Consider the following 14,942-nt stretch of genomic DNA (forward strand, 5'->3'; position numbering starts at 1 on the left):
CATGACGCCGGAGACCGAGGGGGAAGCAGTGGCGGGAACCGAACTGGAAACCTGGCTGTGCGCACGCGTAGCCGAACTCGCGGGGCTGGACACGGCCGAGGAGATCTCGGTCCACGAACCGCTGGCGGCGTACGGGCTGTCGTCGGCCGACGCGGTCGCGCTGGCCGGTGAGATCGGCGACCGCCTGGGCCGGAAGATCGCGCCGACCATCGCCTACGACTACCCCACCCTGCGCGAACTCCTGGACCACCTCCAGGACCGCATGCCCGAGAAGAGCCCCGCTGCCCTGCCACGCCGCGCGGCCGCCGACGCCGTCCAGGGCGAGCCGATCGCGATCGTCGGCATGGGGTGCAGGTTCCCCGGAGCCGGGGACCCGGAGGCGTTCTGGGACCTGCTCGAACGGGGCGGCGACGCCATCGGCAAGGTGCCCGACGAGCGGTTCGCGCTGTGGGGCCGCGGCAACACCGGCACCCCGCGCGCGGGCCTCGGCGGGTTCCTCGACCAGGTCGGCGGCCTCGACCTCGACTTCTTCGGGATCAGCGAGCACGAGGCCGCCAAGATCGACCCGCAGCAGCGGCTCCTGCTGGAGGTCGCCTGGGAGGCCGTCGAGGACGCGGGCATCGACCCGTACGGCCTGGCCGGCTCGCCCACCGGAGTCTTCGTCGGCATCTCCAGCTCCGACTACCGCGACGTCCTCGCGGACTCCCCCTCCGCCGACGCCTACTCCCTGCTCGGCGGGGCCTCCAGCGTCGCCGCCAACCGGCTCTCCTACCTCCTCGACCTGCGCGGGCCGAGCCTCGCCGTCGACACGGCCTGCTCCTCCTCCCTGGTCGCCGTCCACCTCGCGTGCGAGGCGATACGGCGAGGGGAGTGCGACACCGCCCTCGTCGGCGGCGTCAACGTGATCCTGACGCCGTCGATCACCGAGGCCTTCGACAACTCCGGCGTCATGGCCCCCGACGGCCGCTGCAAGACGTTCTCCGCGCGGGCCGACGGCTACGTCCGCAGCGAGGGCGCCGGCGCCGTCGTACTGAAACCGCTGAGCGACGCCCTGCGCGACGGCGACCGCGTCTCGGCGGTGATCCGGGGCTCGGCCGTCACCTCCGACGGACGCACCAACGGGCTGCTGGCGCCGAGCCGGCACGCACAGGAGGAGGTCGTCCGCCTCGCCCTCGACCACGCGGGCGTCGAGCCCTGGGAGGTCGACTACGTCGAGGCCCACGGCACGGGCACCGCGATCGGCGACCAGATCGAGACCGCCGCCCTCGGCAGCGCCCTGGCCAAGGGCCGCGACCCCGAACGGCCGTGTGCCATCGGCTCGGTGAAGACCAACGTCGGCCACCTGGAAGCGGCGGCGGGCATCGCCGGACTCATCAAGCTGGCCCTGAGCTTCGAACGCAAGGCCCTGCCGCCGTCCCTGCACTGCGCGGAACCCCACCCCGACATCGACTTCGACGGCCTCGGCCTGCGTGTGCAGACCGGGCTGACGCGCGGCGAGATCGGCGTCGCCGGACTCAGCTCCTTCGGCTTCGGCGGCACCAACGCCCACGCGATCCTCGCCCCCGCCCCCGAGACCGGGACCCCGGCGGCAAGGGAGCACCCCGTACAGATCCTGGCGCTGACCGCCGCGACCGAGGACGCCCTGCGCGCCCAGGCCGAGCGACTCGCCACCTGGGAAGGGGACCTGTGGCAGGGCAGCGCGGCGGCGACCCTCGTCCGGGGACGCCGTGGCCCGCGCGGACGTGACGTGCGCGCCGCGATCGCCTTCACCGACAAGGACGAGCTGCTCGCCCGCCTGCGGGCGCCGCTCGCCGCCGAAACCCCGGCACCGGACGACAAGGGCGTCGTCTTCGTGTTTCCCGGACAGGGCGCCCAGTGGCTCGGCATGGGGCGGGCCCTGCTGGATGCGGAACCCGCCTTCGACCTCGCCATCACCCGCTGCGAGCAGGCCTTCGCCCCGTACGTCTCCTGGTCCCTGCGCGAGGTCCTGACCGAGGAGGACAGCGCCCCCCTGCTGGAGCGCATCGACGTCGTCCAGCCGGCGATCTTCGCCATGCAGGTCGGCCTCGCCGCGGTCTTCCGCTCCTGGGGCGTCCAGCCGGCCGGGGTCATCGGCCACAGCATGGGTGAAGTCGCCGCGGCCGCCGTGTCGGGCGCCCTTCGGCTGGAGGACGCGGCCCGGGTCATCTGCCGCCGCAGCGCGCTGATGATGCGCCACCGGGGCAAGGGCGCCATGGCACTCGTCTCGCTGCCGGTGACGGAGGTACGCGAGCTGCTGGCGCCCTACGGCGACCGCCTGTCGCTCGCCGCGCACAACGGCCCCCACACCACCGTCGTGTCCGGCGAGACCGACGCCGTCGACGAGTTCGTCGCCGCGATGGACACCCGGGGCGCCTTCTGCCGCCGGATCAAGGTCGACGTGGCCTCGCACTGCGCCCTGCTGGAGGACCTCCAGGACGACCTGCGCGAGGAACTCGCCGGACTGTCGCCGCGCCACGCGACCGTCCCCTTCTACTCGTCCCTCGCCGGACGACGCCACGACACCCACCCGCTCGACGCCGGCTACTGGTGGCGCAACCTGCGCGAACCCGTGCTCTTCGCGGACGCCGTGCGCGGCGCCACAGAGGCCGGCCACCGGGTGTTCCTGGAACTGAGCCCGCACCCCCTGCTGTCCGTCTCCGTCACCGAGTGCCTGGAGGACGCCGGCCACGCCGGAGCCGCCGTACCCGCGATGCGGCGCGGCGAGGACCGGGCACCGTACGAGTCCGTCGCCGCGCTCTTCGAGGCCGGGTACGACGTCGACTGGCAGAAGTTCCACGGCGGCCGTCCCCGCTCCGGCACACGCCTGCCGACGTACCCCTGGCAGCGGCAGGAGCGCTGGGCCGAGCCGCCGGGCCCCCGCTCGGAGGGGATCCTCGTCACCGGGTCGCTCCCGGCGATCCGCGACCACCGCGTCCAGGAGCGCGCCATCGCCCCGGCCGCGTGGATGCTCGACGCGGCGCTGCACGAACTCAACCCCCGGCAGGAGAGCCGGTACGGCCTCGGTGACGTCCTCGTCACCAAGGCGCTGGCCGTCGCCGAGGGCGAGTCACGGCGCGTACGGGTCTCACGGCGGGGCCGCGCGGGCGACGAACCGTATCTGTCCGTCGAGAGCCGCGCGGCCGACGACCCCGACGCCGTGTGGGAGGAACACGTCTCCGCGGTCTGGTCCGCCACACCGGCGGCCCCGCCCGCGGACGACCTCTCCGCGATACGGAGCCGCTGCGGCCGGCAGGTCGAGCCCCGGGCCCTGTACGAGCACCTGGCGGCGTCCGGGCTCTCGTACGGAGCCAGCATGCGCATGGTCACCGACATGCGGCTGGGGGAGAGGGAGCTCCTCGCCCGGCTCGCGCCCCCGTCGGAGCGGACCCTCGGCCGCCGGCTGCCCGCGGACGTCGTGGACGGGGCGATGCAGTCGATCGCCGGGCTCTCCCTCGACGCGGGCGCCCGGGGCACGTTCGTCGGGTTCGGCTACCGGCGGGCCGACGTCTTCGCGAAGTGGACGGGGCCGACGTACTCCCATGTACGGCTGCGCGGCGAACTGGACGAGGACGCCGACAGCTTCGACTGCGATGTGCGGATCCTCGATGCCGAGGGCCGGGTCCTCGTACGGTTCGAGTCCGTGTCGCTCAAGCGGATGCGCGACCAGCACGCGATGCGGTTCCTGGCGGTGGAGCAGCGGCCGCGGCCCCGGCCCGCCGAGCCCGAGCCCCTGGGCCGGGTCGTGATCCTCACCCCGGACGCCGGGCGATGCGCGCCGCTGGTGGCGGAGCTGACCGCGGCCGGCGCCACCTGCACGGTCGCACCGCTGTCCGAGGACGGCGCTCTGGAGACGCCGGACGCGCGGCTGCTGTGCGTCGAACCGGAGCGGGAGGAGTTCCTCGCCCTCCTGCGCGCCGCCGCGCGGACCACGTCCCCCGCGCGGCGCGAACTGGCCCTGGTCACCAGCGATGTCACCCTTCCGCCGCTCCTGCGTGCCCTCGAAGAGGAGACCGTCGGCTGGTCGGGACGGGCCATCCGGATCGACGCCGACGAACTCCCGACACGCGAGCTCGCCCGTGACATCGCGGCCGAACTCGCCCTGCCGCTGGGCACGTTCGGCGTGCGCTACCAGCGCGGGGAGCGCGTGCTGCCGACCCTGACACCGGTCGAGCCCAGCTCCGAACCGGCCGACCTCAGGCCCGGTGGCGTCTACTGGATCACCGGCGGCCAGGGCGGCCTCGGCCGGACGCTCGCGCTGACCCTCGCCCGCGAGGCGGGCGCCCGCGTGGTGCTCACCGGACGCCGCGAGCGGATCGACTCGGAGCTTGAGGAAGCGGTCGAGGCCGAGGGCGGACGGCTGCTGTACATCCAGGCCGATGTGACCGACAAGGCCTCCATGCGCCGCGCCCTGAACGAGACCCTGCGCCGCTTCGGCGCCCTGCACGGCGTCATCCACACCGCGGGCATCCTCGACGACGCCCTCATCCAGTCGACGTCGGCCGAGCAGCTGCACGCGATCACGGCACCGAAGGAACGCGGCGCGCGGGTCCTCATCGACACGGTGGCCGCCGAGGACCTCGACTTCATCGTCCTGTTCTCCTCCCTGGCCAGCCTGTTCGTGACACCGGGACAGGGCGCGTACGCGGCCGGCAACGCGGCCCTCGACGCCCTGACCGGGACCGGCCGCGGTCGCCGTACGCCCGTGCGGTCGATCAACTGGGGCCCCTGGGCGGAGCTGGGGATGGTCGCGGACGCCAAGTACCAGCGCCGGATGCTCGAATCGGGCCTGCATCCGATCACCCCGGAGGACGGGGCGCGCGCCTTCCTGCACGTCCTGGCCGGCGGTCACCGGCAGCTCGCGGTGCTCGACGTGCGTGATGACGTCGCGGAAGAGCTGGTCGCCGGGTTCAACCGGGGGCAGGGCGCCGTGAGTCCGGCACCCCGGGCACGTACGGGGGCCGAGACGGGCGCGGCGGCCGACTTCGTCCGGGCGGAACTGGCCCGTGCCCTGCGCCGCTCCCCGGACGAGATCGACTCCTCGGTCCGCTTCGACCGCCTGGGCGTCGACTCGCTGCTCGCCGTCTCGGTGACCCGCAGGATCGGGGCGCACTACGGCATCGAGCTTCCGGCGACGTTCCTGTTCACCCACCAGACCGTGGACGCCGTCGGGCTCTACCTGGACGGCGTACTCGTCACGGAGGAACCGGCGGCCGCCTCCGAGGCCCCGCTGCCGTTGCCGTCGAGCGCGCAGGAGATCGAGCTCGACGAGGCCCGGCGGCACAGCACCGTCCCCGGCTACGTCATCGCCACCGCCCCCTCCGGGCTCGCCATGACCGTGCGCGAGGTGCCCGTCCGCGCGCCGGGGCCCCAGGAGGTCGTCATCGACGTCCACGCCGTCGGAGTCAACTTCATCGACGTACTGGCCTCCACGGGCTTCCACCCGTTCCTCACCACCCCGCCGTTCGTCCCCGGCCACGAGGTCGCCGGTGTCGTGCACGCGGTCGGTGACGCGGTCGAGCACGTCAGGCCCGGCGACCCAGTCATCGCCCTGACGCAGCAAGGGGGTTACGCGGCCCGGGTGACGACGGAGTCCTTCACGGTCGTTCCGCTGCCGGGCGACGTCTCCTTCACGGACGCGGTGTCCATGCTGATCAGCGGCCTCACCGCGATCGCCTGCCTGGAGCGCCAGTCGCGTGTGCACCCCGGCGACCGGGTCCTCATCCAGGCGGCGGCGGGCGCCACCGGCACCGCGTGCGTGCAGTTGGCACTGCACCACGGCGCCACCGTGTTCGGCACCGCGAGCACGCCGGCCAAGCTGGAGCACCTGGCCGCGATGGGGGTCCAGCACCCCGTCAACTACGAGGAGTCCGACTTCGCCGACGCCGTACGGGACCTCTCGCCGGACGAGGGGCTCGACCTGATCGTCGACTCCCTCTCCGGTGACGCCGTGGCCCGGGGTCTGGAACTCCTCCGGCCCGGGGGCCGCTTCATCGAGATCGGGGCGGCGGGCGTGCTCGACCTGGCGGTCGACGGGCGGGACCTGTTCATGAGCAGCCGCTCGTTCTGCACGGTCAACGTCGGTGCCCTGGCGCGGGATCCGGCGAGCCTCAAGCCGCTGATGGGGCGGCTCGTCGAGCTGATCGACGCGGGGGTGTTCCGGCCGGTCGTGGGCGGCGTCTTCCCGTTCGACCAGGCCGCGGAGGCGATCACGGGGCTGCGCAACCGGGCCAACATCGGCAAGTTCGTCATCAGCGTCTCGTAGGACGTCTCGCAGATCTCACAGGACGTTTCGCAGAACGGTCTAAGGCGGTCCAGGACAGTCATGGAAGAGTCGAACAGCAGCCAGTCGGGCTGGAAGTGGGAGTGCCGCAGGTTCGCCGAGGAGGTGATGGCACCCCACGTCCGGCGCCACGACGAACAGCGGAGCTACCCCGTCGAGATCCACAAACAGGCGGCGGCCGAGGGACTCCTCAGCGCTCCGTTCCCCGAGGAACTGGGTGGACGAGGGCTCTCCTACACGGAGTTCGCCGACGGCATCGCCGAACTCTCGGCGGTCTGCCCGGGCATCACCTGGACACTCGTGTTCAGCCGTGGCGCCCTGCACCCCGTACTCGAAGCCGGCACCCCCGAGCAGAAGGACCTCTTCGTCACCCGGCTGCTCCAGCGGGGCGAGTACGCGGCCCTCGGCCTCACCGAGCCCGAGAACGGCTCGAACCTCCTCGCCGCCACCACCCGAGCGGTGAAGACCGACTCGGGCTGGCTGCTCAACGGCGGCAAGTGCATGTCCGGGAACGGCACGGTCGCCGATGTGTTCCTGGTGCTCGCCAACACCGTCGTGGACTCCCGGCGGACCGGCCTGTCGTTCTTCGCCGTCCCCCGGAACACCCCCGGCGTGACCGTGAGCGACGACATCGACAAGGCGGCCTTCCGCTGCCTGCCCACGCCGTCGGTCACCTTCCAGGACGTGGCCCTGGAACCGGTCCACCTGATCGGCCGCGCCGGCGACGGAGAGGCGCTTCTCCAGGGACTCCTGGCGACGATCCGCATCGGCGGCGCCGCGTGCGGCACGGGCATCGTGGCCGCCATGCTCCGTGACGCCCTCACCTGGGCGGGCGAGCGCCGCGTGTATCCGGACGACCGCCTGGACACCCTCAGCCACGTCCAGTTGGCGCTGGGCCGGCTGTACGTCGAGCTCCGAGCCTCCCGTGGGCTCATGCGGGAGGCCACCGAACTGGCCGATCAGGGACTGCCGTTCGGCACGGAGAGCTCCATGGCGAAGTACGCTGCCACAGAACTCGCCGTGCGTGCCTCGAACGAGATCCTCCAGCTGTACGGCTGGCGGGGAATCGCCGCCGACTACGGCGTCGAGAAGCGCTGGCGGGACGCGCGCGCCCTCACGATCTTCGAGGGGTCGAGCGAGATCCAGCTGCTGAACGTGTTCCGCGACATGCGGAGGACGGCGATGAGCGAGGAAGGGTTGTGACCCTGTCCACCGAGGTGACCACCGAGACGGTACGCGCGGACGACGGCGCCGAGGTCCGGCTCCGCTTCTGCCGCAGACTCGACGACCCGTCGGCCCCCGTGCTGATCTGCATGCCCGCGATGGGCACCCGGGCCGCCTACTACACCCCCCTGGCGGACGCCCTCTTCGAGGCCGGCTTCCAGGTGGTGGTCGGCGAGTTGCGGGGGCAGGGCACGAGCTCCGTCCGCGTGCGGCGCGGGGTGCGCTACGGCTACCACGAGATGGTGACGTACGACTACCCCGCCCTGTTCCGTGCCGTCGCGGACGCCTTCCCCCGGGCACCGCGCTACCTGCTCGGCCACAGCCTCGGTGGACAGCTCGGCACGCTCTACCTCAGCCAGGAGCCGCACATGGCCGAGGGGGCGATCCTGGTCGGCGCCCCCTCCTGCCACTACCGGGGCTGGCCCTTCCCGATGAACGTGGGCATGCTCGCGGGCGTCCACTTCGCGGCCGCCGTCTCCTCGGTGCTCGGCTACTACCCCGGCCGGCGCATCGGGATGCTGGGCGACAACTCGGCGCGGACCATGTACGACTTCGCCACCCAGGTCCGTACGGGCCGCTACCAGGTCCCGTCCTCCGACGTGGACTTCGAGGCACTGCTGCCCAAGGTGGACCTGCCGGTGCTGGCCGTGACCATCGAGGGCGACCGGATGGCATCCTCCGGCGGAACCCGCGGGCTCTGCGACAAGCTCAGGAGCGCCCGGGTCACCCACTGGGACCTCGTCCTCGACGACGGCGCGCGCGGCAACCCCCACTACGGCTGGGTCCGCGGCAACGCCGCACTCGTGGAACGGGTCCGGACGTTCGTGGACACCCACGCCTGACCGGTACTCCCCGGGGAGTACTCCACCCCCGGGGCCGCCCTGCGCAGTACCGCCGAACTCGCCCCCACGCCCGACGAATGCCTCCCCTCGCGCCGGGAGTCTGGTGGAAGTCCAGACAGCGTCAACGAGGGGAGGACCCCGTCATGGGGCCCGGAAGGAAGACATCCACGCGTACGCGGCGACGAGCCGTGCCGTGGCTGGTGCTCGGTCTGTGGGTGGCCGTGTTCCTGGCCGCCGGATCGTTCGCCGGCAAGTTCGGCGACGTACAGCAGAACCGGGCGGTCGACTATCTGCCCGACAGCGCGGACTCCACCCAGGTGGCGCGGATCCAGGACGAGTTGCCCGGCGGGGAGTCCACCGACCTCGTCCTCGTCTACCACCGGGAGGGCGGGCTGACCGCGGCCGACGAGCGGACGGCCGCCGAGCAGGTCGGCGAGGTGAGCGGGGCGTACGAGCTGAGCGGCAGCCCCGAGGGCATCCCCTCCGCGGACGGCTCCACCCTGATGTACCCGGTGTCCAGCACCGCGCCGGGCCAGGACGAGGAGGCGCGGAACGCCTTCGTCGACGGGGTGCGCGAGATCGCGGACGGTGGCGGGGGACTGAGCGTCGAGGTCGGCGGGCCCGGCGCCCTCAACACCGACATGGGCAAGGTGTTCGAGACCATCGACGGCACCCTGCTGTTCGCCACGCTCGGCGTCGTCACCGTCCTGCTGATCCTCATCTACCGCAGCCCGTTCCTGTGGCTGGTGCCCCTCACCGTCGCCGGTGTCGCCGCGAGCCTGGCGATGGCCTCCGCGTACGGACTGCACAAGGCCTTCGACGTCACCATCACCGGGCAGAGCGGCGGCGTGATGACCATCCTCGTGCTGGGGGCGGGCACCGACTACGCGCTGCTGCTGATCTCCCGCTACCGCGAGGAACTACGGCGCCACGAGCGGCCGTACGACGCCATGCGCACCGCCCTGCGCGGCTGCGGCCCCGCCATCCTCGCCTCCTCCGGCACCGTCGCCGCCGGGCTGCTGTGCCTGCTCGCCGCCGACCTCAACAGCAGCAGGGGCATGGGCCCGGTCGGTGTGGTGGGCGTCCTGGCCGCGCTGGTGGCGATGACGACGCTGCTGCCCGCCGTGCTGGTGCTGCTCGGGCGCCGGGTCTTCTGGCCGATGATCCCCGCCTTCGGCAGCCGGCCCAAGGAACGCCGGTCGCTGTTCGCCGCCATGGGCACCTCCGCCACGCGCCGCCCCGCCGCCGTGCTCGCGGGCGGGGCCGTACTGCTCGGGGCCCTCGCGCTGGGCACGCTCAACCTGCCCGGCAGCCTCAAGCAGGAGGACTCCTTCACCGAGAAGCCCGAGTCGATCACGGCGACGCAGACGCTGGCCCGCGAGTACCCCGAGCGCAGCAGCCGGCCGATCACGGTGGTCGCGCCCTCCGACCGGGCCGATGCCGTCGTGGACCAGGCCCGTACCACCGACGGGGTCGCGGACGCGGTGGCCGGACGCAGCGGCGGCGGCTGGACCGAGATCTCCGTCTACGCGACCGCCGCGCCCGAGACGGACGGCGAACGGCGCACCATCGGGGCGCTGCGGGACGGGATCGACGAGGCCCACGGCGCGTACGTCGGCGGGCCCAGCGCCCAGCAGATCGACCTGGCCGACAGCGAGGCCCGCGACCGCGGTGTGGTCGTGCCGCTCGTGCTCGCCGCCGTGTTCGTCATCCTCGTGGCACTGCTGCGCAGCCTCGTCGCACCGCTGATGCTGCTCGCGGCCGTGGTGGCGGTATGGGGTGCGGCCCTCGGCATCGGGGGACTGGTGTTCGGGCCGGCGTTCGGCTTCGAGGGGAACGATCCCGGGCTCGGGCTGCTCTCCTTCGTGTTCCTGGTCGCCCTCGGTGTCGACTACGGCATCTTCCTGATGCACCGGATGCGCGAGGAGTCGATGGCGGGCGCGGAACCGCAGGCCGCGGCGCTCACCGCGCTGCGCACCACGGGCGGGGTGATCGCCTCGGCGGGCATCGTGCTCGCGGCGACGTTCGCCGTTCTGACCACCCTGCCGCTGGTGGGGCTCGTGGAACTCGGCTTCGTCATCGCGGTCGGGGTGCTGCTCGACACGTTCCTCGTGCGGACGTACCTGGTGACGACGGCCAGTGTCCTGCTGCGCCGCCGGGTGTGGTGGCCCGGCAGGCTGTCCAAGGCGCCGGACCCGGTGGAGCCGGAACGCCAGCCGGAGCCGGTGTGATCCGCCGGGCGCCCCTCCCCTCCCGGAGGGGCGCCCTCCTCCCGGAAGATGAACCCGTGCAGGACACGACGGACGCGGCGGACGTACCAGATACGACGACGGACACGACGGTTACGACCGTTACGACGACACCGGTGACGCGGCGCCGCCCCGGCGAGCGGGTTATGGCGGCGATCAACCGCGACCCCCGCACCGCCCCGCACGGCACCCGCAACGACGCGCTGCTGGCCGTGGCGCTGGCCGCCCTCGCCACGGCGGTCGCCCTGCTCGGCAACCACGGGCTCCGGCCCGACGCGCTCGGCTGGACCCTGCTGCTCGCCGCGCACGTGCCGGTCGTGTGGCGGCGGCACCGTCCCGTGGTGGCTCTGCTCATGGTGGTGGCCTGCGTCGCTCCGTACCACGCCCTCGACAACAACCACACCGCGCCCATCCCCGCGACCATGGTGGTGCTCTACACGATCGCGGCGACCGGCACGGTGCGCCGTACGCTGCTCACCGGCGCCGCCGTCCTCGGCGTGACGCTCATCCTCAACGCCCTCACCAACCCCGACGGGGTGCGGGAGGTCCTGCGGATCTTCGGCTGGGTCGTCGCCGTCCTCTTCTGCGGCATCGACGTCCGCTACTACCGGCAGTACGTCGCCTCCATCGTCGAGCGCGCCGAACGAGCCGAACGCACCCGCGAGGAGGAGGCCCGCCGCCGGGTCGCCGAGGAGCGCCTCCGCATCGCCCGCGACCTGCACGACCTGCTCGCCCACAGCATCACCCTCATCGGCGTGCAGACCTCCGTCGCCGCCCACGTCCTGGCCGCCGACCCGGACCGCCTGGACCGCGAGGCCGTCGCCAAGGCGCTGGACGACATCGCGGAGACCTGCCGCACGGCCCGCGGCGAACTCCGCACCACCCTGGAGGTGCTGCGCGCCGCCGAGCACGGCGGCAACGACGGCGGGCGCGGGCCCCTGCCCGGCCTCGACGGACTGGCCCACCTGGCGGAGACGGCACGTATCGCCGGAGCCCGCGTCCAACTGTCCGTACGCACGGACCACGCCCCGCCGCCCGCCGTGGGCGCCGCCGCCTACCGCATCGTCCAGGAGGCGCTCACCAACGCCGTACGGCACGGCGGACCGGACCTGACGATCCACGCCGACCTGCACGAGAGGGACGGCTCCCTGCACGTCACGGTCACCGACGACGGCACCGGGCCGACGACCGCTCCCGCCGGGGGCGCGGGCTTCGGACTCGTCGGCATGCGCGAGCGCGCCCGCAGCGTCGGGGGCACGGTGGCGGCGGAGCCCAGGGAAGGGGGAGGCTTCGGGGTGGAGGCGACGCTGCCGCTGGGGGCGACCGTACGGGACGACGTGCACGAGGCGTACGAGGGGAGCGAGGCGCCATGACCATCCGCGTACTCCTCGCCGACGACCAGACCCTCGTCCGGGCCGCCTTCGCCATGCTCGTGGAGTCGGCGCGGGACATGGAGGTGGTGGGGCAGGCGGGCACCGGCCGTCAGGCCGTGGAACTGGCGCGCAGCGCACGGGCCGACCTGGTCGTCATGGACCTGCGGATGCCCGACCTGGACGGCATCGAGGCGACCCGGCTGATCGCGGCGGACGAGGACCTCGCCGGGGTCCGGGTCCTGGTCCTCACCACCTACGACACCGACGAGTACATCGTGGAGGCCCTGCGCGCCGGCGCCTCCGGCTTCCTCGTGAAGGACACGAGACCGGCCGAACTCCTCGACGCCATCCGTACGGTGGCCGCGGGCGAGGCCCTGCTCTCACCGGGCCCCACGGCCCGTCTGATCGCCCGCCTCCTCCGCGGCCCCGCCACGCCCCCCGTGCCCAGCGGCGCCGGCCCCGACTGCCTCTCCGACCGTGAGCGCGAGGTCCTCACCCTGGTCGCACGCGGCCTCAACAACACCGAGATCGCCGAGACGCTGGGCCTCAGCCCGCTCACCGCGAAGACTCACGTCAGCCGCATCATGGGCAAGCTCGGGGCGCGGGACCGGGCACAACTGGTGATCGTGGCGTACGAGTCGGGGCTGGTGACGCCGGGAGCCGCCTGAGCCGAGGGGGACCACTTGATATCGACTCAATACCCATGCAGCTCGATGTCGTTGCTGCGCCTCGCCGGACACAATAGGTTCACGGGACATCCGCCATCCCACCACCTGGGGAGCCGTCTTGTCCCTCATGAACCGTACGGTCGTGCCGGTCGCCGCCGTGGGTCTGCTCACCGCCGTCGTCGTCGCCGCCGGAGGGAGCCCGGACTCGGTGGCGATGGAGCCGTTCCGGGGCTGTGTCTCCTCCGTGCCGTACACCTCGGGCAAGGGCGGCTACGACACCTACCGCATCCCGGCCGCGGTCAGGACCCGCGCGGGCACGGTGCTCGCCTTCGCCGAGGGAAGACGCGACGGTGCGGGCGACACGGGCAACATCGACGTGGTGGTGAGACGTTCCGTCGACGGCGGCTGCACCTGGGGCCCGATGAAGATCGTGACGGCGGGAAAGGGCGACACGCGCGGCAACCCCGCACCGGTGGTGGACCCGACGACGGGCCGGGTCGTCCTGGTCACGTCGTACAACGGCGGGGCGGTGACCGAGGCGCAGATCATACGGGGTGAGGTGACGGCGGATCAGAGCCGCCGAGTCTTCGTCCAGACGAGCGGGGACGACGGCCGCCACTTCTCCGCTCCGCGGGAGATCACGGCCGAGGTGAAGCTCCCGAACTGGCGCTGGTACGCCACGGGCCCCGGCCACGCGGTCGCCCTCACCCGGGGCCCGCACGCGGGCCGCCTGGTCGTCCCGTCGAACCACTCCGTCGCGCCGCCCGCCGATTCGACCGACACGGGCCAGGAGCCCAAGTACTACGGCGCCCACGCGATCTACTCCGACGACGGCGGCGCCACCTGGCACCTGGGCTTCGTCGACGACACCTACGACGGCACGGACAACTCCAACGAGAGCATCGCGACGGAACTGCCGGACGGCCGCCTGTACTTCAGCGTGCGCGACGAGCGGGGCACGAGCACCGGCAACCGCCTGGATGCCTACTCCAGCGACGGCGGGGTCACCCTGGACCGCCCCTACACGGTCCAGCCCACCCTGAACGACGTCCCGATCGTGCAGGGCAGTGTCCTTCAACTGAAGAACGGCCCCCTGCTCTTCTCCGGCCCTTCCGTGCCCACGGCCCGCCGGTCGATGGCCATCTGGCGCAGCACCGACGCGGGCTCCACCTTCACCAGGGCCAAGACGATCTCCACCCGGCACGCCGCCTACTCCGACCTCGTCCAACTGAGCGCCGTCCGGCTGGGCCTCCTGTACGAGACCGGGGCGACGGGGGCGTACGACACGATTGTGTTCCGCCGGGTGCCGGTGACTGACGTCGCCGGTTGAGGGGCGAACAGACCCCCTACAGCAACCCCGCCCCCGCCAAGTACTTCCCCACCTCCTCAACCTCCCCCTCCGACAACCCCACCTGAGGCTCAGCGGTAACCCCGCACGCGATGACCCCCCGCAACCGAAGCGCCGCCTTGAACGCCCCCAGCCCCGACGAACTGCCCCCCATCCGCCCCCCGGCCCGACCGACCCCCACCATCCCGAACAGCGCGCACAACCGCTCCTGCTCGACCCGCGCCCGTTCCCGGTCACCGGCCCGGCAGAGGCGATCGAGACGGACGTAACCGACGGGGTCGACGTTGGCGAGACCGGGCACCGCCCCGTGCGCGCCCAGCGCGAGCGCCGAGTCGACGAGGAGCTCGGAGCCGGTGAGGACGCTGAAGCCGGGGCGGGCGCGCGCCCCGGCGACGACGGCACGGAAGCCGGCCAGGTCGCCGCTGGAGTCCTTCAGCCCCGTGAGCGTCCCGTCGGTGGCGAGTTCCAGCACCAGCTCGGCGTCCAGCTTGGCGTGCACGGAGGCCGGGATGTCGTACGCGAAGACGGGGATGGACGACCGGGACGCGATCAGGCGGAAGTGGCGGGCGATCTCCACCGGATGCGTCCGCGTGTAGAACGGCGCCGTCACCACCACCGCATCCGCCCCCGCCTCCTCGACGTACCGCACATGCTCCAGCACCCTCGGCGTCGTCATGTCGATCGCCCCCGCCAGCACCGGCAGCGCGCCGCCCACATGGCTCACCACCGACTCCACGACCAGCCGCCGCTGCCCGTCCGTCAGATACGCCGCCTCCGACGACGAGCCGAGCACGAACAGACCGTGCACACCGCCCGCCACCAGGTGGTCCACCAGCCTGAGCAGCGAGGGGACGTCGACCTCGCGGTCCGGTGTCAGGGGGGTGCAGACGGGCGGGACGACTCCGGTGAGGGGGGTCGGGACGGACGGCATGGGGGC

The 14,942-nt window shown here is 72.8% G+C and carries 8 protein-coding genes; 7 read left to right on the forward strand and 1 reads right to left on the reverse strand.

Annotated elements, in window-relative coordinates:
- The first annotated feature begins 1 nt into the window (after position 1).
- The 7 genes from ACWD3C_RS01720 to ACWD3C_RS01750 all read left to right on the forward strand — a co-directional run bounded on the left by ACWD3C_RS01720 (position 2) and on the right by ACWD3C_RS01750 (position 13,987).
- Positions 2 to 6,283 (forward strand): SDR family NAD(P)-dependent oxidoreductase, encoded by a 6,282-nt coding sequence (locus ACWD3C_RS01720; RefSeq protein ID WP_451138933.1) that lies wholly within the window; start codon positions 2 to 4, stop codon positions 6,281 to 6,283.
- 60 nt (positions 6,284 to 6,343) lie between these two features.
- Positions 6,344 to 7,504 (forward strand): acyl-CoA dehydrogenase family protein, encoded by a 1,161-nt coding sequence (locus ACWD3C_RS01725; RefSeq protein WP_451138935.1) that lies wholly within the window; start codon positions 6,344 to 6,346, stop codon positions 7,502 to 7,504.
- Positions 7,501 to 8,367, forward strand: a complete 867-nt coding sequence (locus tag ACWD3C_RS01730; RefSeq protein WP_451138937.1) for an alpha/beta hydrolase family protein — start codon at positions 7,501 to 7,503, stop codon at positions 8,365 to 8,367. The genes ACWD3C_RS01725 and ACWD3C_RS01730 overlap by 4 nt, the downstream gene beginning before the upstream one ends.
- A 143-nt stretch (positions 8,368 to 8,510) precedes the next feature.
- Positions 8,511 to 10,598, forward strand: coding sequence for an MMPL family transporter (locus tag ACWD3C_RS01735; RefSeq protein WP_451138939.1), 2,088 nt, complete (start codon positions 8,511 to 8,513; stop codon positions 10,596 to 10,598).
- Complete coding sequence (locus tag ACWD3C_RS01740) at positions 10,595 to 11,989, forward strand: sensor histidine kinase (RefSeq protein ID WP_451138941.1); 1,395 nt, start codon at positions 10,595 to 10,597, stop codon at positions 11,987 to 11,989. Before ACWD3C_RS01735 ends, ACWD3C_RS01740 begins: the two co-directional genes overlap by 4 nt.
- Entirely contained in the window at positions 11,986 to 12,657 is a 672-nt protein-coding gene (locus tag ACWD3C_RS01745; protein WP_451138943.1) for a response regulator, read from the forward strand. Before ACWD3C_RS01740 ends, ACWD3C_RS01745 begins: the two co-directional genes overlap by 4 nt.
- A gap of 127 nt (positions 12,658 to 12,784) precedes the next feature.
- A complete protein-coding gene (locus tag ACWD3C_RS01750; RefSeq protein ID WP_451139218.1) occupies positions 12,785 to 13,987 on the forward strand; it encodes a sialidase family protein in 1,203 nt (400 codons plus the stop codon).
- A gap of 16 nt (positions 13,988 to 14,003) precedes the next feature.
- Here the strand turns inward: ACWD3C_RS01750 and ACWD3C_RS01755 are convergent, their stop codons facing one another.
- On the reverse strand, positions 14,004 to 14,936 hold the full coding sequence (locus ACWD3C_RS01755) for a dihydrodipicolinate synthase family protein (protein ID WP_451138945.1): 933 nt from the start codon (positions 14,934 to 14,936) through the stop codon (positions 14,004 to 14,006).
- Positions 14,937 to 14,942: the final 6 nt, after the last annotated feature.

Source organism: Streptomyces sp. NPDC002845 (assembly GCF_053591955.1).